Genomic DNA, 19,670 nt, shown 5'->3' on the forward strand with positions numbered 1-19,670 from the left:
AATATCCTAAGTTAGGAAATCAAAGTAATCGAGCAAAATTTTATCATTGATCAAACGTGGCGTATCTATTTCCAAAAGTTTTGGTCTTTCAGACTTTTCATAAAAGTGGCTCAATGCATCTTTTAAACCGTTGGTGTCCCCAACACGATTATAATCAAAACCATGCATTTTACAAAGATCCTGTGCACTGTATTGATGTGTAGTTTCAAAAAATGATTCAAAATTCTGCGTCTCTTCCTTTCCTGGTAGTATCCGAAAAATACCTCCCCCATTATTGTTGATTAAAATGATACGGAAATCGGGGCGTATGTACTGGTTCCATAGGGCATTACTATCATAGTAAAAGCTTAGATCACCTGTAATGAAAATTGTGGGGCTTTCCGAATGCACAGACGCACCAACAGCTGTAGAGGTGCTCCCATCTATTCCGCTGGTGCCCCTATTGCAAAAAACTCGTAACGACGGGTCTAAATCAAATAACTGCGTATACCGTACAGCTGAACTATTGGCCAACTGCAACTGATAACCACGGGGTATCCGAGCCAGCATGTGATGAAAAGCAAGCATATCCGTAAAGGGAATAGTATCTAGGTATTTTGCCCTTTTTAGAACGTAGGCATCTCTTATTGAAGCCCAGGTTTTGTAATAGTTACTATCTGTTGTAATGGTCCTCGCAAGAAAACCCTCAAAAAAACGGTTGGTATCTGTTTTAAAGTGGTGCGATAAACAAAAGAAAGTATCGTTGGCCTTTTTGTTGCCTACATGCCAGTGGTGCTCCGGTTTAAATTTTCGTAGAAAGGACTTTATTTTTTTTGAAACTATAAGCCCACCAAAAGTAAGTAGCACATCTGGCTGTAATTCGCTAAAAAGTTGTTGTGTATTGTTAGACTTTTCCAAGGGTGCAATAATGCCATCGATACTGGGGAAAAAATTAGGATGATGAAGGTTGGATGTGGTTTCGGTAAATACCAGTACGGAAGTATCGCTACCCAAAACATCCAAAAAATGTTGTGATATGGTATTGGGGTAGTTGGCTCCTACCAGCACCATTTTTTTTTTGCTTTTGTTCCAGATATCCACGAACTCGTTTGAGATCACCGGCATGTCTTCGGGGGTGGTATCCTCTGGAAAAAGGGCAGGTGCAATAGAAGGCGACGAAAGCTTATCATAGAGTGGTTCTTCCATAGGTACGTTAATGTGAACCGGGGTCCTTTCCGAAAGCGTTAATTGCAATGCCTTATGCAATTCTTGATCATTATAAGCTTGGATGTCTTGTTGGTTCTTTTGAATGGAAATGGTTTCGTCTATGAGGTCTTCCGCAAATTTTCCAATCGTTTGGGTTGCATGCGAAATATCTTGCTTAAGATTGGCAGAATACCCTATGTGCCTTTCAAAAACATGATCTTGTCTAATGGTCTGCCCGTCACCGATATCAATTTTATAACTGGGTCTATCCGCAGAGATTACCACTAAGGGAACATCACTGTAAAACGCTTCGGCCACTGCAGGGTAATAGTTGAGCAATGCACTACCCGATGTACAAACAACGGCTACCGCTTGCTGCTGCTGTTGGGCAATGCCCAAGGCAAAAAATGCGGCACAACGCTCATCTACAATACTATAACAGTTGAAAAAAGGATCTTCCGAAAAGCCAATAATCAAAGGGGCGTTTCTAGAACCCGGGGAGATAACAATATTTTTAATGCCCTTTTCCTTACATTGTAAAATAACGGTCTGGGCAGAAGGAATGCTAGAATATTTCATTGATTACAAAAATACGAACCCGACATGTGTAAACCCAATTCCCATCCCTATTTCTTATCAAAATTTAAGAGTACTTTTAGCATGGTTGCACTTTTTGCAACGGTTTCCTTCCATTCTTTTTTTGGATCGGAATCCTGGGTGATTCCGCCACCTACGTAAACGGATGCTTCATTATTATTTAGTTGCAGACACCGCAGGTTTACAAAGAGTGCAGTAGTCTTTTTTAGGGTTCTGAAGGCTTTGTTTTCTTGATTTTTTCGTCTTTGTGGTCGCCCTTGTTCCAACACAAGATTTAATTCACCCAAAAAGCCTGCGTAGTACTCCCTGTCATAGTTTTCATTTTGAGCTATAAAATTAAGGGCCTGAGGTTTGGGAAAACCGCACACCGCGGGTGTGGGGTGCAATACCTTTATAATTGGCCCTAGCACATCTTCCTTAACGGTTCCGTAAATTAAGTTCCGTAAATGCCATACCCCTCCGGCCCTAACAGATTCCAAGGGAGCCACGGTGAGGTCTGTCACCTTATCTTTTAAAACTTCCGTAATGTATTGGGTAACCAATTTTTGTTCTTCCAGTTCTTTTTGTCCCCATGTAGGTTCTTCTTTTTCCCTAAAAGGAACGGTACCAGCCAAGGACATGGTAGATAGTCTTTTGTTTTGAATGTGCAACAACATTTCTGGTGTAGCTCCTAACCAGGTGCCCACCTTGGGATGGTGCCATAAGTAGCAAAAAGCATCGGGATAACTGGCCAATAGATCTTGTAACAATACCAAAGGATCTTTGTTGGAAGGTACTTTCAGTTTTCGTGAAAGTACTACTTTGGACATATGTCCTTCCCTAATGGAGGCTATTGCCTTGTTTATTAAACCGGTATATAGTACCTCTTGTTCCTTTTGGGGCAGTAGTGTCCTTTTTTTACTGAAAACGGGCACCTCAATTTTAATTTGGCATCGATGGCACTGATCTGGTTTTAATAAAACTGCCGTTTCCGACGCATTAAAAGGTACAAACACAAAACCTGCTTCGTTGAAGTCTTTCAAATGGTTTAGTTTATCGTCCTTTTGAAAGATAGCGGTAACCATACTTTCTTTAGGTTTTCTGTAAACGACAAAAGGTAAGTTTGCCAAATATTGAGCCTCAATTTTAGAAAGTAAATCCGAAAGCATATTAGGTCTTAGGTAATGCTATGGTAGTAAGCTTACAAACCGAAACAAGTGCGCCTTCCGCATCGGTGATCTTTATTTCCCAAAGCTGGGTGGTACGACCTTTATGTAAAATCATGGCCTTGGCGAATACCTCCCCTTCCCGAATACCTTTTACATGATTGGCCGCAATTTCTATGCCCCGCACATAAAATTTTTGTGCATCCAAAAAGATGTAGGAAGCGGCACTGCCAACGCTCTCGGCCAATGCAACGGAGGCTCCGCCGTGCAGTACGCCATCTGGCTGATGTACCTTTGGTGTTACCGGCATTTTGGCCACTAAAAAATTTTCCCCAACATCTATATATTCAATTCCCAAGGTTTCCATTAAAGTACCCTTTGTAATATCATTACAGACCTTAAGGATTTTTTCTTTGTATTCGTTCATGTACCTATTTTTTGTAAAATTAAGCAATACTATCTCAATGGAATCTATTATATTTGATTTTATTTTAACGAACGTTCAATAAAATGCCAAGAATAAAAACATCCAAAGAAGCCGTACTGGAAAAAGTAATCCATACCATTCGTAAAAAAGGTATTGGTAATAGTAGTATGAGTGAGCTTGCACACGAGTGTGGCATTCAAAAATCGCATTTTTACTACTATTTTGACAGTAAGGAAGATCTCATAAAAGACGTGTTAGCCACAGTAAACAGCTATATGGGGTATAACATGAACAAAATATTGAGCAACAGTTCCTTGTCCACGAAAGAAAAATTACAAGCCTTGGACAAGCTGATATATAAACTTTTTCTTAAGAACGATGGCGGTTGCGTAATGGCCAATGCCGCCCTGGAATCTGCCCATGCCAATCCCCTATACTTTGATGAAATAAAGCTTTTTTTTGAAAATTTTATTGCTGGAATAAAACAATTATTGGAGGAGAACCAAGGGGTACAACAGACCCAAGAACTGGCCGAGCAGATTGTACAGGACATTGAGGGTGGTATTCTTTTGATGCGGGTCTATAACAACGCCAAGTACCTTAAGAATGCCATAGCACGAATGTATAATCTAATTCTTCAGTAGATAGGTCGCAATCAGTAAATTCTAAAAGGCATTCTTATATATTCCTTTCCGTGCACACGAACAAACAGTATGAAAAAAATCAAAATTATAACCGCAGATAATTACCAAATAACCGCACATAGGTTTGGAGACTTGCCACATACCGACAAGACCTTTGTAATTGCGGGTGGCATTGGCCTGCCACAATGGTTCTTCTTCAATTTTGCCGAATGGTTATCACACCAAGGATGCACGGCTTACATTTTTGATTATAGGGGAATTAGCATGTCCAAACCCCCTACCTTAAAAGGTATGCATGCTACCCTCCACGATTGGGCCACCAAAGATTTTGTCGCGCTAACGGATTATGTTAGAAAGGAACATCCAAATAGTACCTTGTTCCATGTTGGACATAGTTTTGGCGGTAATAGCTTGGGAATGGCAACTGCATATAGGCATTACACCAGATTTCTGATGGTAGGTTCGCAATATGGCTACTACAAGAACTTTCCCTTGCATATGCAACTGAGTATTTTTCTGGGATTTGGTTTCTTGGTACCTTTTCTATCCCCACTCTTGGGGTATTTCCCATCTAACCGGATAGGCTTGGGACACCCTTTACCTAAGCGAGTAGCATTGGATTGGGCGACACTATTACTAGATAAAGGCTCTGTTTTTACCGTAGCCGAACGTTATGGTGAAAACCACTACCACAATATTACGCAACCCATATTGGCCATAAGCATAGATGACGATACCTTTGCCCCCAAGAAATCGGTAGATGTTTTGGCGGAAAAGGGATTTGGAAATGCAGCTGTTACCCGCTTGCATTTGGTACCCGATGATTACGGAATAAAACGTCTGGGGCATAATAACTTTTTTAGAAAAAAATATAAAGAGCAACTTTGGCCAATAGTAACGGAGTGGTTTCAGATTTAATAATAACAACTATGGATGCAGTATATTTAGAACCAACCTATTTTATAGACAGTGATCACCCTAGAATTATTGCCTTTTCCGAGGCAATTACGAAAGATCGTATCACAGAACGAGAAAAGGTAATTGCACTCTTTAACGCAGTACGCGATGGTCTTTTTTATAATCCGTATTACTTGGATTTTAGAAAAGAAGCTCTTGTAGCAAGCGCTATCTGTAATAAACGTACCGCCTATTGTATAGAAAAAGCGATTTTGCTCTGTGCTTGTCTACGCGCTACAAAAATACCGGCTAGATTAAATTTCGGAAATGTGCGCAACCACATTGCGGTTGATAGGTTAACCGAGGTTTTAAAAACCGATGTTCTGGTTTTCCATGGGTGTACCGAAGTGTTTTTGGACGATAAATGGATAAAAATAACCCCCGCATTTAACAAAAGTCTATGTAACAAATTGGATGTTCCGGTATTGGAGTTTGACGGTTATACCGATGCCGTCTTTCAACAATTTGATAACGACGGACGTACATTTATGGAATATTTACACAGTTATGGTAGTTTTGCAGATATGCCTTACGAGCTAAGTCTTTCTGAAATAACCAAGCATTACCCTCATTTACCGATACCGGATAATTTAATTTGGGATTTTACCAATTAGGCAATGAAGCATCAAGAAAAACAGGTTACTTATACCACAACCAACTCCTACGCTACCTTAAACCAATTGTCCAAAAAAACAAAATACGTTTGGTTGGTTTGCCATGGCATCGGTTATTTAAGCAAATATTTTTTAAAGTACTTTGAAGGGTTACCACCTGGGGAAAACTATATCATTGCACCCCAAGCCCCATCCAAATACTATCTAAATGGCGAATATAGGCACGTGGGCGCCAGTTGGCTTACCCGCGAAAATACGGCTACTGAAATAACCAATGTGGTGACGTATATCAGTGCCGTATTGACTGCAGAGCGCCTTCCTCTACATTGTAAGCTTATTGTTTTTGGGTATTCGCAAGGGGCTGCCATAGCAGCCCGCTGGGTAGCCAGAACACAGCAAAAGTGTCATCAATTGGTATTACATTCTGGGAGTATTCCTAACGAGCTGGTACCTGCCGATTTCGATTTTTTAAAGGAAAACAATACCCAAGTTACCATCTTGGTTGGCAATAAGGACGAATATCTTAATCCGGAGCGTATGGAACTGGAATCAAAAAAAATAGATACCCTCTTTCAAGGAAGGGCAAAACAAGTTATTTTTGAAGGGAAACACGAGGTAAACAAAAAACTGATCAACTCCCTGATTTAATGCAAAATACCATTACCCTAGAAAACGATTTTGTAAAGGTATCGCCTTTAACCTTAGACAATTATCATCATTTAATACCTGTGGCCTCCCAACCTGGATTGGTGAAGTACTCCCCTACGGATATAGAAACACCCGAATCGCTCAAAGACTATACTGAAACAGCTTTACTGCACTATAAACAGGGTAGTTGTATTCCTTTTATCATTTATAATAAAACAGCCCAAGCCTATGCCGGTTGTACCAGATATATGAACATAGATCAAAGAAATAAGGTATTGGAAATAGGCTCTACCTGGATTGGTAAGGAATTTCAGGGCAGCGGGTTAAACGGCCACATAAAAAAATTGATGCTAGACCATGCTTTTGGCCCTATGGGTTTTGAGAAAGTTGAATTTAGAGTTGATGAAAGGAACATTAGGTCTAGAAAAGCCGTAGAGAAATTAGGATGTCGGTTAGAGGGAATCTTAGTTAAAAATGTATATCTGCTCGATGGTTTTAAGCGGAATACCTGTTGCTATGGTCTGTTGAAAGAAGAGTGGATTAAAAATAATACAGCTTAAAGGCCTGCTGCATGAAACAAAAAATAGCAACCATAAGTTTGGTAGTAGAGGATTATGATAAGGCGATCGATTTTTATACCAATAAGCTCAACTTTGATCTTGTAAGCGATATTGTCTTGGATGCGGGCAAGCGATGGGTAGTAGTAGCGCCAAAAGGATCGGAGGAATGTGGTTTATTGCTGGCGCAAGCTGCAAATACCACACAAAAAAAGGCTATTGGAAACCAAACCGGTGGAAGGGTTTTTCTTTTTTTGCATACCGATGATTTTTGGCGAGATTATGATCGTATGCTTAAAAAAGGTGTTCAATTTAATGAAACCCCGCGTGAAGAGGTATATGGTACTGTTGCCGTTTTTCAGGACCTCTATGGTAACCTTTGGGATTTGTTACAACCCAAATCCTAATCTTCGGCCTTTGCCTCTTCGGGCTCGTAGTATACAATCCTCCTTGTGGTATAGGCATTGTCCGGAGTAATAATCTGCTTTATCCAGTTTCCTGTTTCCCCGTTATCAAATTGATAGATATACTCTTTGGTTTCCGTTAAATCTCCTTTCTTTGTAGCTACTTTAGAAATTAGACCCCTATCATCATACACATAGGTAGTAAGTGTTTCCGGAACAAATGATTTTTTTGCGTTGTCATATACAAATTGCTGGGCCGAAACCAACTTTTCCTTGGCATCAAAGACTTCTTCCAAAGCTTTATGGGGTTGTCCTTCCAAAAACTCCTTGGTGAGTCGTATATGCCGAACACCATATCGCTTACTCTTTTTGGTAGAATTGCGAATGGATTTCTGAATAACCTCATTTAAAAAATAGGTCTTGGTGGTCTCACCTTTGTAGGCCGCATATTCTATTACAGTCTCATCATTTCCATCATTATTGCTGCGTCGTATCCTTGTTACCTTTCCTTCCTCATCGAACAGGTATTCGTATTGATCCAGAAAATCTTTGTTATAGGAGAATATCTTCTCTGTTATCTTTTTGGGGGCCGTAGTATCAATTTCATAAAAATTGGCAATTGAGGTTAGCTTATCAAAGGCGCCATCTCTATAATTTTCCAATCTTTTTTCCAGTATATCACCATCGTTGTATTTGTAATAGGTGATGTCGTAATCAGAATCATTATATCGGGTAACAGATTTGGTCAACATACCATTTCTATTAAAATCGAACTCCTCCTTACCATAATCGGTAACTACAAGGCAAGATTTTACGCTGTCCTTTAAATCAAAATCGTTTAAAGTGAAGACCTTGAGTTCCTGGGCATTGGTTGTAGCAGGTAATATACCGTTGGCAGCGGCAATTAAAAAAACGAAAATGTAGGTTAGGTAGTTTTGTTTCATATATTCAAAATTACTTTATATTCTTACAAGACAAAAACAAATAACATACCAAAAATAAAAAGGGACGGTAAATACCGCCCCTTTTCTATATTATGATACCATTATGGTAACATCATTTACTTTACCTCTTCAAAATCAACATCTTCTACATTGTCACCATCTTTGGCTTCTGCATCTGCTGTTGCTTCTCCGTTGGCGGAAGGATCTGCTTGTTGGGCTTCTGCCTGCGCTTTGTACATTTCTTCCGAAGCAACTTTCCAAGCTTCGTTGATTTTCTCCAAAGCAGGTTCTATTACTGCAAGCTCCTTGCTCTCATAAGCCTTCTTCAACTCTTCCAGAGCTTCTTCTATAGGCTTTTTCTTATCGTCCGATAATTTATCGCCAAACTCTTTCAGTTGTTTCTCCGTTTGGAAAATCATACCATCCGCTTCGTTTAATTTGTCGGCGGTATCCTTGGCTTTTTTATCGGATTCTGCATTGGCTTCGGCTTCGGCCTTCATCTTTTGGATTTCTTCTTCCGTTAAACCAGAAGAGGCTTCTATTCGTATATCCTGCGTTTTATTGGTTGCCTTATCCGTAGCAGATACTTTAATGATACCATTGGCATCGATATCAAAAGTAACTTCAATCTGAGGCGTTCCCCGTGGTGCAGGTGGAATTCCATCTAAATGGAATCTTCCTATCGTTTTATTGTCAGCTGCCATAGGACGTTCCCCTTGCAATACATGGATCTCTACTGAAGGCTGATTATCAGCGGCAGTAGAAAATACTTGCGATTTTTTTGTGGGGATCGTGGTATTGGCATCTATTAATTTGGTCATTACACTACCCATGGTCTCAATTCCAAGGGAAAGCGGAGTAACATCTAACAAGAGTACATCTTTAACGTCTCCTGTAAGCACCCCACCTTGTATGGCGGCGCCTACTGCTACTACCTCATCTGGGTTAACTCCTTTGGAAGGTTTCTTTCCAAAAAATTTCTCTACCGCTTCTTGTACGGCAGGTATTCTGGTAGATCCTCCAACAAGGATAATCTCGTCAATATCGCTTTTGGATAGGCTTGCAGCTTTCAAGGCTGTTTCACAAGGTGCAATAGTCCTTTTTACCAAATCTTCGATCAATTGCTCAAACTTGGCTTTGGTAAGCGTACGTACCAAGTGCTTAGGTCCAGAAGCCGTTGCGGTTACGTAAGGTAGGTTTATTTCTGTCTGTGCAGAGGAAGACAATTCTATCTTCGCCTTTTCGGCAGCTTCACGTAAACGTTGCAATGCCATGGCATCATCACGTAAATCAATGCTCTCGTCCTTTTTAAACTCTTCTGCCAACCAATCAATGATCTTTTGATCTACATCATCACCACCTAAATGGGTATCCCCATCTGTAGAAAGTACTTCAAAAACACCGTCGCCCAATTCCAAAATGGAAACATCGTGTGTACCTCCACCAAAATCGAATACTACAATTTTTTGGTCGGTATCTTTTTTGTCCATCCCATAGGCCAAAGAGGCTGCCGTTGGCTCGTTTATAATTCGCTCAACGGTAAGTCCGGCTATCTCACCGGCCTCCTTGGTGGCTTGTCTTTGTGCATCGTTAAAGTAAGCAGGTACGGTAATCACCGCTCTACTTACGCTTTGTCCCAAGTAATCTTCGGCGGTCTTCTTCATTTTTTGAAGAATCATGGCCGAAAGTTCCTGTGGTGTATACAAACGTCCGTCTATATCTACCCTTGGGGTATTATTATCTCCTTTAACCACTTTATAAGGTACCCTATCCGCTTCCTTTTTGGATTCGGAAAATTTGTTCCCCATAAAACGTTTAATAGAGTATATCGTGTTGTGCGGGTTGGTCACTGCCTGTCTTTTGGCAGGATCCCCTACTTTTATTTCACCACCTTCAACAAAGGCAATTACGGATGGTGTAGTTCGTTTACCTTCTGCATTTGGGATAACTACAGGCTCGTTACCTTCCATTACGGAGACACAAGAGTTGGTAGTTCCTAAATCTATTCCAATAATCTTACTCATTTTTTATAACTTAAATATTAGTGTTTGCATTTTCAAATCGCTTATTGAATGACAAACAACATGCCAAGCCGAAAAAACTGACAGGATGTCACGATACATCTTGTTCGTTCGGAGTTTAAGTCGAAGATTAATAACCACACCTTAGCATCCCCATTTTTGAAATAACACTTTATTTTGAACAAATCTCCTTACATTTATCCGAATTAAACGAAACCCAATGTCCGTAGTAAAAAAAGAATACAAAAGAGTTACCGTAAAATCCTTGGTAGACATGAAGCAGCAGGGCGAAAAGATATCGATGCTAACCGCCTATGACTATTCCATGGCCAAGATAGTGGATGCCGCCAATGTAGATGTTATCCTTGTTGGCGATTCGGCCAGTAATGTAATGGCCGGGCACGAAACCACCCTGCCCATAACTTTAGATCAGATGATCTACCACGCTTCTTCCGTTATCCGGGCCGTAAAACGTGCGTTGGTTGTGGTAGACATTCCCTTTGGTAGTTACCAGAGCGATCCCAAGGAGGCACTCCGATCCGCCATCCGTATTATGAAAGAAAGTGGCGCCCATGCCGTAAAAGTAGAGGGTGGCGCAGAGATTAAAGAATCTGTAAAACGTATCCTTGCCGCTGGTATTCCGGTAATGGGGCATTTGGGGCTTACCCCGCAATCTATCTATAAATTTGGAACCTACACGGTAAGGGCCAAGGAAGAGGAAGAGGCTAAAAAACTGTTGGAAGATGCCAAAATTTTGGAAAAACTGGGTTGTTTTGGCATTGTACTAGAAAAAATACCCGCAGCGCTCACCAAAAAAGTCTCCGAAAGTATCTCTATCCCAACAATAGGTATAGGAGGCGGAAAACATGCAGACGGGCAGGTACTTGTTATCCATGATCTGTTGGGAATGACACACGAGTTTAACCCAAGGTTTTTGCGCAGGTACATGAATCTGTACGAAGATATGAGCAGTGCCATTTCGCAATACGTAGATGATGTAAAAAGTAGGGATTTCCCAAGCGACGAAGAGCAATATTAATGGCCATACCAATGGTACGATCGCACCCAAATAACCTCCTTGTGCTCTATGAGGATAATCACCTAATTGCCATAAACAAAAGACCGGGAGATATTGTGCAGGGAGATAAGACCGGAGATGCACCCCTGAGCGAGGTAGTAAAACAATACCTAAAAGAAAAATACCAAAAGCCGGGTAATGTATATCTAGGGGTTGCCCATAGATTGGACAGGCCAACATCGGGCGTTGTAGTATTTGCCAAGACTTCCAAAGCCCTACCCCGCTTAAACAAACTTTTTGCCGACAAAGAAGCTAAAAAAACATACTGGGCCGTTGTAAAAAACCGACCCGATAACACCAACGATACCCTTGTGCATTGGTTGAAAAGAAACCAGAAACAGAACAAATCCTATGCGTACAAAAAGGAAATACCAGACAGCAAACGAGCCGTGTTGGAGTATAGCGTGATTAAAACATTGGAAAATTATTTTTTGCTGGAAATAGATTTAAAAACGGGCAGACATCATCAGATTAGAGCACAATTGGCTACTATGGGGTGCGCTATTAAAGGAGATCTAAAATACGGTTTTGACCGAAGCAATAAAGACGGGAGCATACACCTGCACGCCAGATCATTGGCATTCATACATCCTGTAAAAAAAGAACCTGTACAACTTACGGCACCACCACCATCCGAAGATGCCATTTGGAAAGCGGTTCTATAATGCCGTTATCGAATTAGTGCCACGGCCTTTTCACGGATGATCTGCCCTACGGGTTTGTTCTGCAAATGACTTTCTAACCAGGACAAAATATCTAGATATAGAAAAGCCCGCTTTTCATATGGGTGGTCTTCATATTTCTTTAGTTCCACATATAATTTTTGGAACTCGTTTTGTAATTGGTGTGGGTAAATATCCCCCAAATTTCTAAGGAATTTGATCATTTCCTTTTGTACGGCATGCAGGTCGTTCATCTTCAATAAGAACTTGTACGTACTTTTTAACTGTACCTCTAAATGGTAATCCATTCCAGCTTCGTAGTGCGCCACCAAACTCAGTACCCGCGCAAAGCACATAAGGTCTTCGCGCATTTTAAGGTTTTTGTTATTGATAATCTTTTTTAAGTACTGAATACAGGTTTTGTTATCCCCAATACCAAAATACAGACAGGCAATCTTATAATAAAACACCATAATGTGATGCTCATCTATTCTATCCTTGTGTTTACCAATACCGTATTCGATAATTTTTACCAAATACAGGCCCTTGTCAAAAGTACCTTCTAAAAAATGCAGGTTCAATTTATTGGAATTGATGTAAAGAAAAGCCAAGGAGGTAATGTTGTCGTTTTTAGGAAAATCCTTGGCATTCACTATGGTCTCTAACTTATCCAAGGTTTCCTTAAACTGTGAGCTATACTTCACATAAAACAGCGATTCTAACAAATAATGGTTGCCCTTAAGAAAAAATACCGGATTAAGGTAGATCATCTCTTTCTGCTCATAAAAAAGATCTACCCATTTACTGGCGTACCTATAACAAGATAAAAAGTCTTGTGTTAAAAAGCTATACCACAAATGTGCTTTGTACAACCAAAGTTTTTCCCTAAACCCTAGGTCTTCCAACTGATATTTTGGCAAGTGTTTCTCAAAATATTGCTGTACTTTTTGAAAATCCTCATCGTTTCTTACATAGCCCACTTTTAACATCATGCCGTATAATTGTAAGGATAGATTAGACAGTTTGCTGGTCATTACATTCTGCGCGGAAAGCGCTTTGGCCTGCACAGCAAGCTCATTGGCCCTATCGGGAATGCTACGCGTAATGTATTGGGTCTCAATTATCTTCTCTAACTCTACAATTTCATAGGCAATATTCTTTTCTTCATTTTCAATGGCGATGGCCTTAACCTTGTCCAAAATTTTAAGGCTTTGTTTATACAACCCTTTTTGATAGAGTATGGTAGCAAAATCTAATTGCTCGCGTATTTGTACCCTAATGTTCTGGTTTACGGGATTTAATCTTAGACTCACCAATATCTGTCTGTAGAGATGGGCTTTGAGGTTGGAAAGCTGCATTTTTTTAACGATTCCACTACCCAAAATCACCTTTTCATCATACCTTTTCATTTTGTCCAGTAAGTTGAACAAGGCCAGAAATTTAGCATCGGTATTTACCCCCAAACGACCTACATAAAGCTTAAACTGTCGTTTTTCGGATTTTGATAGTGATTTGACCAGCACGAACAAGGCGTCTTTATGGGCATTTGTCATCGTAAAAAATATAATTTAAATATTTGTAAATCAGCACATTGACTATTCCGAAAAGTAATTTAACGTTGTAAATGTTTTGAGGCATTTTGGGCCGTTCGCCCTGCTAAGTATATATTCGTATAGCGTACTTAAAATTACGTAAATATAATGAGCAAAGATAAGGTACAAATTTTTGATACTACACTTAGGGATGGCGAGCAAGTGCCCGGCTGTAAATTGGACACCACGCAAAAACTTGTCATCGCAGAACGTCTAGACAATCTGGGGGTAGATATCATAGAGGCAGGGTTTCCAATTTCCAGTCCTGGAGATTTCAACTCCGTGCAGGAAATTGCCAAATTGGTTAAGAATGCAACGGTTTGCGGCCTTACCAGAGCCGTAAAAAGGGATATTGAGGTTGCGGCCCAGGCCTTGGAGTACGCAAAAAAACCAAGAATCCATACCGGCATCGGTACTTCAGATTCGCATATAAAACACAAATTCAACGCCAACAGGGAATCCATCATAGAAAGGGCGGTAGCGGCGGTAAAATACGCCAAAACCTTTGTGGAGGACGTAGAATTCTATGCAGAGGATGCCGGCCGTACGGACAACGATTTTCTTGCCAAGGTATGTGAGGAAGTTATAAAAGCCGGTGCCACGGTACTCAACATCCCGGACACAACAGGCTACTGTCTTCCTGAAGAATACGGGGCAAAAATGAAATATTTGCGAGAAAATGTAAAGGGCATAGATAAAGCCACATTGTCTTGTCACTGCCATAATGATTTAGGACTTGCCACTGCTAATTCCATAGCTGGGGTAATCAATGGTGCCAGGCAAATAGAATGTACTATTAACGGCATTGGAGAGCGCGCAGGCAATACTTCTTTGGAAGAGGTGGTGATGATCCTTAGACAACATCCATATCTTAACTTAGATACCAATATCAATAGCAAATTACTGTACAGTACCAGCAAAATGGTTTCCCAAAAAATGGGTATGCCCGTACAGCCAAATAAGGCCATCGTAGGGTCTAACGCTTTTGCGCATAGTTCTGGTATTCACCAAGACGGTGTCATAAAAAACAGGGAGACCTACGAGATTATGGATCCGGAAGATGTTGGCGTGGACGAATCTTCTATTGTACTTACCGCTAGAAGCGGGAGGGCTGCGCTTGCCTATCGTGCTAAAAATGTGGGCTATGAGCTAACTAAACTACAGTTGGATAGGGTGTATCAGGAGTTTCTAAAATTCGCGGATCAAAAAAAGGAAATCGTGGATAATGATATTCACCAGATTATAGTAGCAAGCGACATCAATATTGAAAGCATTGCGTAATGAATTTGAAAATTGCCCTTTTACCTGGTGACGGCATAGGACCGGAAGTGTTGCGGCAAGCTGTAAAATGTCTTCAGGCCGTTGAGGAAACCTTTGATCATAGTTTTGTTTATACAGAAGCGCCAGTTGGCGCTATAGCCATAGATAAAAACGGTGTGCCTTTACCAGAGGATACACTAAAATTGTGCAAGCACTCCGATGCGGTACTTTTTGGGGCCATTGGCGCCCCAAAATACGATAACGACCCCAATGCCAAAGTTAGGCCAGAGCAAGGTTTGCTGCAATTACGCAGTGAATTGGGGCTCTTCAGCAATATAAGGCCAGTAAAAGTATTCCCAACGCTCATTGCCAAATCTCCACTAAAAAAAGAGATTATCTCAGGTACGGATTTTGTTATTTACCGAGAACTTACCGGAGGTATCTATTTTGGAGAAAAAAAGCTTAGCGAAGATGGAACGGTAGCCTCCGACCTCTGCGAATATTCCGAAAAAGAAATTAGCCGTATTGCCCATTTGGCGTTTAAAGCGGCCAAGGCAAGAAGAAAAAAATTAACCTTGGTAGATAAAGCCAATGTGTTGGAATCATCGCGTTTATGGCGTAAGGTGGTTACTAAGATAGGGGAAAGTTATCCCGAGGTAAACTTGGATTATTTGTTTGTTGATAATGCGGCCATGCAAATAATTTTAAACCCAAGTCAGTTCGATGTTATCCTAACAGAAAATATGTTCGGTGATATCATTTCCGATGAGGGTAGTGTTATTGGTGGCTCTATAGGGTTACTTCCTTCAGCTTCCATAGGTAATGACCACGCCATGTTCGAACCTATCCATGGTAGCTACCCACAGGCAAAAGGCAAGGATATTGCCAACCCAATTGCCTCCATCCTCTCCGCAGCCATGTTGTTGGATCATTTTGGGTTAAACGAAGAAGCAATGGCCGTTGTAAGTGCCGTTAACAAATCGTTGAAGAAAAATATTGTTACCCCGGATCTGAACGCTGAAAGTAAATACGGAACAGACCATGTGGGTGATTTTATTGCGAACAACATCGTAGATTCTGATGATAACCTCAATATAAACGATGAAAACATCGGTTTGGGAAAATCTACCATTATTTAATTAGACAGTATTTACTCTTCCAAAAGCATTGTTAGGAAATCGTGGAACATGGTTTTAAACGCAGTGTATTTAGCTCCGGTGGCCGGACCATTAAATCCGGTATGTATTTTTCTGACCACTCCTTTTTTATCGATAAATATGGTTGTAGGGTACGATAAAACATGATTAAGCATGGGTAGTTTTTCCTGTGCCTTTACCTTGTTGGAAGTTCCGTATTGGGCAAGCACCACAGGATAGGTTACCCCGATGCGATCTTTTAACCTTTGGATACCTGCAAAGGCTGCTTCCTTAGTTTTGGCATACTCAAAAGCTAAGGCCATTACCTGTAGGTCTTTATGGTGGTTTTCTTGTAGATAAGACGTTAGAAACCGGGTTTCATCCAAACAATTTGGGCACCATGTACCCATAATCTGTAGCAGTACCACTTTGTTTTTAAATTGTTCGTCCTGAAGCGAAATCATGGTGCCATTTTCATCGGGAAACGAAAATTCCAAGGTGTCATAACCTTCTTTTAAATAAGTAAGGGACTCCTCGTCCGGAAGTTCAAAATTTGTATTGCGTTTACTTTCAAAAATTTCTTTTGAATGGTTACCAGAATAAAAAATACCGTTTAAAGTGCTATCGGTAACTTTCGCCGTAAACAAAAACGCATGTGCCCCATCAAAAGTTGAAATTTTTAGGGAATCCCCAATAATCCTTCCTTCCAAATAACGATAATCTCCTGTAGTTGTGCGAAAAGTGCCGGTAACCCGGTCGCCCTTTTGATCAAAAATACCCTTCGCAATATAGGGTTTAGTTCCCCTAAGATTAAAAGTAGCTTCCCAAATTCCAGAAACATCCACGGATGCCGGTGCTGTGGAGGTAAACCTATCCAAATCCCCATAAGTGGCTGTAAATGGCACTACCCTATCCAAACTTTCTTTTATAAAGTCTCCGGCAATCCGTTCTTCCGTGAACACGCCGGCCAAATAACCTTCATAAACGGGCATTTTTATTATTACAGAATCGTTCTTAAGGTTAATATTCTCAATGGTTATTACCTCTTCTGCATTGTAGACCTCCATTTTAAAATCTGCTTCCCCGCTTTTTATCAATTTAAAATTGAAAGGCAATACTTCATCATCGGACACTTGTAATTCTGCCAACCACATTCCCGCTTTCGGCAATTCTTTTTTCGATTCAGAACAACCAGAAAAAACCAACAAAACAAGAAATAACAACGCTATCCTAACCATATCTTTTTTATCTATTTACATTATCGAAATAACTTATGGAAACTTACAACAAAAAATAAAAACAAATCGATTGTTCAGCTATTGAATGTCTTATTCCATTGTTTTATCTTTGGGTGCTTTAAAAAAAAGGGATGAAGATTTCATACAACTGGTTAAAACAGTTCCTTACCATTGATTGGGATGCCGAGAGAACGGCAGAACTTTTAACCGATTTGGGACTAGAAGTGGAGGGCATTGCCCCTTTTGAATCTGTTAAGGGCGGATTGGCCGGTGTAGTGGTTGGCCACGTACTTAGCTGTATAAAACATCCCAATGCCGACAAATTAAAACTTACTACGGTAGATATTGGTTTGGATGCACCCATACAGATTGTCTGTGGGGCTCCCAACGTTGCACAAGGGCAGAAAGTTCCGGTAGCCACCATTGGTACCACGCTATACTCGAACGATGGAGAAGCCTGGACCATAAAAAAAGGAAAAATACGTGGTGAAGAAAGTTATGGTATGATCTGCGCCGAGGATGAGCTAGGGCTAGGAACAAGCCATGAAGGTATAATGGTGCTGAGCGATGAACTTGAACCCGGTAAACCTTGCTCGGAAGTTTTTGAAATAGAAAATGATGAGGTTTTTGAAATTGGACTTACCCCTAACAGGGCCGATGCAATGAGTCATTACGGCGTAGCCAGAGACCTTAAGGCGGGTTTAATACAAAAGGAAATCCAAAAAGAACTGATTACCCCTTCTGTAAGTAATTTTAATGTAGATGCCCGGTCTTTAAAAATAGATGTTGAGGTAGAAGATAACGCCTTGGCGCCCAGATATTGTGGCCTCACCATTAGTAATCTTATTGTACAGCCCTCACCAGATTGGCTTAAGAACAGGCTTAGAGCCATTGGTATTACACCAAAAAATAACATCGTGGATGCTACCAATTATGTACTGCACGAACTGGGGCAACCCTTACATGCTTTTGACGCTTCCAAAATAAAAGGAAACAAAATAGTGGTGAAAACGCTTCCCAAAGGCACCAAATTTACCACACTGGATGATGTAGAACGAGAGCTGCACGAAGAAGACCTTATGATTTGCGATACCGAAAAACCTATGTGTATTGCAGGGGTATTTGGAGGAATAAATTCTGGGGTGACGGAGAATACCACGGCCATCTTTTTGGAAAGTGCCTATTTTAGTCCTGTGGCCATAAGAAAGACCGCCAAAAGACACGGCCTTAACACGGACGCCTCTTTTAGGTTTGAGCGGGGTATAGACATCAACAATGTACAATATGCCCTGCAACGGGCCGCCCTGCTGATTAAGGAAATAGCAAGTGGTGATATAAGTTCTGATCTGGTTGACCTATATCCTAACAAGAAAGATGACTATGAGGTATTTTTAACCTTCGATAAGGTGAACAAACTTATTGGAGAGGAAATCCCAACGGATACCATAAAGGCCATCTTGGCGTCGTTAGATATAAAGGTGAAAAACTTCACCGAATCTGGCTTGGGCCTTAGTATTCCCTTTTTTAGGGTGGATGTACAACGAGAAGTTGACGTAATAGAGGAAATCCTTAGGGTTTACGGTTACAACAACATTTCCTTTACAGAAAAGCTAAATGCATCCATGTCCCCAACTTCTAAGTACGAAGATTATAAGTTGCAGAACCTCATTGGAGATTTGCTGGCCGCCCAGGGTTTTTATGAGATTATGACCAATAGCCTTACCACCCCGGCACATAATGAAATGTTGGCCGAAGCTGAAAAAGGAGTGGGTGTAAATATGCTAAATCCTTTAAGCGCCGATCTTTCCGTAATGCGGCAGTCCATGCTGTTTTCCGGTCTGGAAACGGTATCGCACAATATTAATAGACAAAGGCAAAACCTAAAGCTTTTTGAGTTAGGGAAAACATATCATAAGTCATCCAACGAGTGGGTAGAGAACAAGCATTTGTGTCTTTTGATCAGTGGAAACAGGTTTGAGGACAGCTGGGCAACGGAGACAAGAAAAATGGATTTCTTTTATCTTAAGGCCATTGTGGAAAACATATTGGACAGGTTGGGCATTTCGGAAACCATTTCCTCCTATATCGAAAGTAATATATACTCGGAAGGCTTAACTCTGACAAAGAACAATAAGGAATTGGTAAGTCTTGGACCAATAGACATGGGCATTCTAAAGCGTTTTGATTTAAAGCAAGAGGTCCTTTTCGCTGATTTTAATTGGGACAATATTTTGGGTCTAGTGTCTAAAAACGAAGCTGTGTTTACGGAAATCCCTAAATACCCCGAGGTAAAAAGAGATTTCGCCCTGCTACTAGATCAGCATATCACTTTCAAACAAATACGGGAACTGGCATTACAGACCGAGAGAAACCTTTTGAAGCATGTTAACCTGTTCGATGTTTATACCGGCAAAAACCTGCCAAATGGTAAAAAATCCTATGCGGTAAGCTTTACGCTACAAAATAAAAGTAACACGCTAACAGATAAACAGATAGATAAAATTATGGGCAAATTAAGGTCTAAGTACGAACAAGAATTAGGTGCGGAACTACGTTAAAAT

Annotated in this window: 18 protein-coding genes; 11 read left to right on the forward strand and 7 right to left on the reverse strand. The window is 40.6% G+C overall.

Translation table 11 applies throughout. The annotated features are described in order from the left end of the window. Nucleotides 1–6 precede the first annotated feature (6 nt). The 3 genes from menD to ACEQ81_RS10980 are packed head-to-tail and all read right to left on the reverse strand — an operon-like array spanning nucleotide 7 to nucleotide 3,354. Entirely contained in the window at nucleotides 7–1,764 is a 1,758-nt protein-coding gene (gene menD, locus ACEQ81_RS10970) for a 2-succinyl-5-enolpyruvyl-6-hydroxy-3-cyclohexene-1-carboxylic-acid synthase (protein ID WP_411030935.1), read from the reverse strand. Between the two features lie 47 nt (nucleotides 1,765–1,811). Beyond that, on the reverse strand, nucleotides 1,812–2,930 hold the full coding sequence (locus ACEQ81_RS10975; protein ID WP_411030936.1) for a chorismate-binding protein: 1,119 nt from the start codon (nucleotides 2,928–2,930) through the stop codon (nucleotides 1,812–1,814). 1 nt (nucleotide 2,931) lies between these two features. Continuing rightward, on the reverse strand, nucleotides 2,932–3,354 hold the full coding sequence (locus ACEQ81_RS10980) for a PaaI family thioesterase (protein WP_411030937.1): 423 nt from the start codon (nucleotides 3,352–3,354) through the stop codon (nucleotides 2,932–2,934). A gap of 83 nt (nucleotides 3,355–3,437) precedes the next feature. On the opposite strand from ACEQ81_RS10980, the gene ACEQ81_RS10985 reads away from it, so the two are divergent. The 6 genes from ACEQ81_RS10985 to ACEQ81_RS11010 all read left to right on the forward strand — a co-directional run bounded on the left by ACEQ81_RS10985 (nucleotide 3,438) and on the right by ACEQ81_RS11010 (nucleotide 7,181). Next, the gene (locus tag ACEQ81_RS10985) at nucleotides 3,438–3,998 is read left to right on the forward strand and encodes a TetR/AcrR family transcriptional regulator (protein ID WP_411030938.1); all 561 of its coding nucleotides are present in this window, start codon (nucleotides 3,438–3,440) and stop codon (nucleotides 3,996–3,998) included. A 69-nt stretch (nucleotides 3,999–4,067) separates the two neighbouring features. Further along, entirely contained in the window at nucleotides 4,068–4,916 is an 849-nt protein-coding gene (locus ACEQ81_RS10990; protein ID WP_411030939.1) for an alpha/beta fold hydrolase, read from the forward strand. Between the two features lie 11 nt (nucleotides 4,917–4,927). Next, nucleotides 4,928–5,569 carry a transglutaminase-like domain-containing protein gene (locus ACEQ81_RS10995; protein WP_411030940.1) on the forward strand — a complete coding sequence of 214 codons (642 nt, stop codon included), beginning with the start codon at nucleotides 4,928–4,930 and terminating at the stop codon, nucleotides 5,567–5,569. A gap of 3 nt (nucleotides 5,570–5,572) precedes the next feature. Next, nucleotides 5,573–6,217, forward strand: coding sequence for an alpha/beta hydrolase (locus tag ACEQ81_RS11000; RefSeq protein WP_411030941.1), 645 nt, complete (start codon nucleotides 5,573–5,575; stop codon nucleotides 6,215–6,217). Continuing rightward, nucleotides 6,217–6,777 carry a GNAT family N-acetyltransferase gene (locus ACEQ81_RS11005; protein WP_411030942.1) on the forward strand — a complete coding sequence of 187 codons (561 nt, stop codon included), beginning with the start codon at nucleotides 6,217–6,219 and terminating at the stop codon, nucleotides 6,775–6,777. The genes ACEQ81_RS11000 and ACEQ81_RS11005 overlap by 1 nt, the downstream gene beginning before the upstream one ends. 11 nt (nucleotides 6,778–6,788) lie before the next feature. After that, nucleotides 6,789–7,181 carry a VOC family protein gene (locus tag ACEQ81_RS11010; protein WP_411030943.1) on the forward strand — a complete coding sequence of 131 codons (393 nt, stop codon included), beginning with the start codon at nucleotides 6,789–6,791 and terminating at the stop codon, nucleotides 7,179–7,181. Here the strand turns inward: ACEQ81_RS11010 and ACEQ81_RS11015 are convergent. Both ACEQ81_RS11015 and dnaK read right to left on the reverse strand, forming a co-directional pair. Beyond that, complete coding sequence (locus ACEQ81_RS11015) at nucleotides 7,178–8,122, reverse strand: hypothetical protein (protein WP_411030944.1); 945 nt, start codon at nucleotides 8,120–8,122, stop codon at nucleotides 7,178–7,180. The genes ACEQ81_RS11010 and ACEQ81_RS11015 overlap by 4 nt on opposite strands. A gap of 116 nt (nucleotides 8,123–8,238) precedes the next feature. Then, nucleotides 8,239–10,146, reverse strand: coding sequence for a molecular chaperone DnaK (gene dnaK, locus ACEQ81_RS11020; RefSeq protein WP_411030945.1), 1,908 nt, complete (start codon nucleotides 10,144–10,146; stop codon nucleotides 8,239–8,241). A gap of 217 nt (nucleotides 10,147–10,363) precedes the next feature. On the opposite strand from dnaK, the gene panB reads away from it, so the two are divergent. Both panB and ACEQ81_RS11030 read left to right on the forward strand, forming a co-directional pair. Next, the gene (gene panB, locus ACEQ81_RS11025; RefSeq protein ID WP_411030946.1) at nucleotides 10,364–11,182 is read left to right on the forward strand and encodes a 3-methyl-2-oxobutanoate hydroxymethyltransferase; all 819 of its coding nucleotides are present in this window, start codon (nucleotides 10,364–10,366) and stop codon (nucleotides 11,180–11,182) included. An 11-nt stretch (nucleotides 11,183–11,193) separates the two neighbouring features. After that, a complete protein-coding gene (locus tag ACEQ81_RS11030; RefSeq protein WP_411030947.1) occupies nucleotides 11,194–11,886 on the forward strand; it encodes an RluA family pseudouridine synthase in 693 nt (230 codons plus the stop codon). Nucleotides 11,887–11,891: 5 nt separating this feature from the next. Here the strand turns inward: ACEQ81_RS11030 and ACEQ81_RS11035 are convergent, their stop codons facing one another. Then, a complete protein-coding gene (locus ACEQ81_RS11035) occupies nucleotides 11,892–13,436 on the reverse strand; it encodes a hypothetical protein (RefSeq protein WP_411030948.1) in 1,545 nt (514 codons plus the stop codon). Between the two features lie 147 nt (nucleotides 13,437–13,583). Between ACEQ81_RS11035 and ACEQ81_RS11040 the strand changes: the two genes are divergently transcribed. Next, nucleotides 13,584–14,756 carry a 2-isopropylmalate synthase gene (locus tag ACEQ81_RS11040; protein ID WP_411030949.1) on the forward strand — a complete coding sequence of 391 codons (1,173 nt, stop codon included), beginning with the start codon at nucleotides 13,584–13,586 and terminating at the stop codon, nucleotides 14,754–14,756. Further along, the gene (gene leuB / locus ACEQ81_RS11045; RefSeq protein WP_411030950.1) at nucleotides 14,756–15,874 is read left to right on the forward strand and encodes a 3-isopropylmalate dehydrogenase; all 1,119 of its coding nucleotides are present in this window, start codon (nucleotides 14,756–14,758) and stop codon (nucleotides 15,872–15,874) included. Before ACEQ81_RS11040 ends, leuB begins: the two co-directional genes overlap by 1 nt. Before the next feature lie 11 nt (nucleotides 15,875–15,885). Here the strand turns inward: leuB and ACEQ81_RS11050 are convergent, their stop codons facing one another. Beyond that, entirely contained in the window at nucleotides 15,886–17,109 is a 1,224-nt protein-coding gene (locus ACEQ81_RS11050; RefSeq protein ID WP_411030951.1) for a TlpA disulfide reductase family protein, read from the reverse strand. Between the two features lie 131 nt (nucleotides 17,110–17,240). Here ACEQ81_RS11050 and pheT point away from each other — a divergent pair, with 131 nt between their 5' ends. After that, nucleotides 17,241–19,667 (forward strand): phenylalanine--tRNA ligase subunit beta, encoded by a 2,427-nt coding sequence (gene pheT, locus ACEQ81_RS11055; RefSeq protein WP_411030952.1) that lies wholly within the window; start codon nucleotides 17,241–17,243, stop codon nucleotides 19,665–19,667. Nucleotides 19,668–19,670: the final 3 nt, after the last annotated feature.

It is taken from the genome of Spongiimicrobium sp. 3-5 (assembly GCF_046557915.1).
Lineage (GTDB): Bacteria > Bacteroidota > Bacteroidia > Flavobacteriales > Flavobacteriaceae > JBHEBG01.

What these genes read in the sequence shown, in the direction of transcription:
- ACEQ81_RS11050 (WP_411030951.1), bottom strand. Translation starts at nt 17,109, where the DNA reads ATGGTTAGGATAGCGTTGTTATTTCTTGTTTTGTTGGTTTTTTCTGGT.
- ACEQ81_RS10995 (WP_411030940.1), top strand. Translation starts at nt 4,928, where the DNA reads ATGGATGCAGTATATTTAGAACCAACCTATTTTATAGACAGTGATCAC.
- ACEQ81_RS10980 (WP_411030937.1), bottom strand. Translation starts at nt 3,354, where the DNA reads ATGAACGAATACAAAGAAAAAATCCTTAAGGTCTGTAATGATATTACA.
- ACEQ81_RS11000 (WP_411030941.1), top strand. Translation starts at nt 5,573, where the DNA reads ATGAAGCATCAAGAAAAACAGGTTACTTATACCACAACCAACTCCTAC.
- ACEQ81_RS11015 (WP_411030944.1), bottom strand. Translation starts at nt 8,122, where the DNA reads ATGAAACAAAACTACCTAACCTACATTTTCGTTTTTTTAATTGCCGCT.
- ACEQ81_RS10990 (WP_411030939.1), top strand. Translation starts at nt 4,068, where the DNA reads ATGAAAAAAATCAAAATTATAACCGCAGATAATTACCAAATAACCGCA.
- ACEQ81_RS10975 (WP_411030936.1), bottom strand. Translation starts at nt 2,930, where the DNA reads ATGCTTTCGGATTTACTTTCTAAAATTGAGGCTCAATATTTGGCAAAC.
- ACEQ81_RS11005 (WP_411030942.1), top strand. Translation starts at nt 6,217, where the DNA reads ATGCAAAATACCATTACCCTAGAAAACGATTTTGTAAAGGTATCGCCT.
- dnaK (WP_411030945.1), bottom strand. Translation starts at nt 10,146, where the DNA reads ATGAGTAAGATTATTGGAATAGATTTAGGAACTACCAACTCTTGTGTC.
- ACEQ81_RS11010 (WP_411030943.1), top strand. Translation starts at nt 6,789, where the DNA reads ATGAAACAAAAAATAGCAACCATAAGTTTGGTAGTAGAGGATTATGAT.
- ACEQ81_RS11030 (WP_411030947.1), top strand. Translation starts at nt 11,194, where the DNA reads ATGGTACGATCGCACCCAAATAACCTCCTTGTGCTCTATGAGGATAAT.
- panB (WP_411030946.1), top strand. Translation starts at nt 10,364, where the DNA reads ATGTCCGTAGTAAAAAAAGAATACAAAAGAGTTACCGTAAAATCCTTG.
- leuB (WP_411030950.1), top strand. Translation starts at nt 14,756, where the DNA reads ATGAATTTGAAAATTGCCCTTTTACCTGGTGACGGCATAGGACCGGAA.
- pheT (WP_411030952.1), top strand. Translation starts at nt 17,241, where the DNA reads ATGAAGATTTCATACAACTGGTTAAAACAGTTCCTTACCATTGATTGG.
- menD (WP_411030935.1), bottom strand. Translation starts at nt 1,764, where the DNA reads ATGAAATATTCTAGCATTCCTTCTGCCCAGACCGTTATTTTACAATGT.
- ACEQ81_RS11035 (WP_411030948.1), bottom strand. Translation starts at nt 13,436, where the DNA reads ATGACAAATGCCCATAAAGACGCCTTGTTCGTGCTGGTCAAATCACTA.
- ACEQ81_RS10985 (WP_411030938.1), top strand. Translation starts at nt 3,438, where the DNA reads ATGCCAAGAATAAAAACATCCAAAGAAGCCGTACTGGAAAAAGTAATC.
- ACEQ81_RS11040 (WP_411030949.1), top strand. Translation starts at nt 13,584, where the DNA reads ATGAGCAAAGATAAGGTACAAATTTTTGATACTACACTTAGGGATGGC.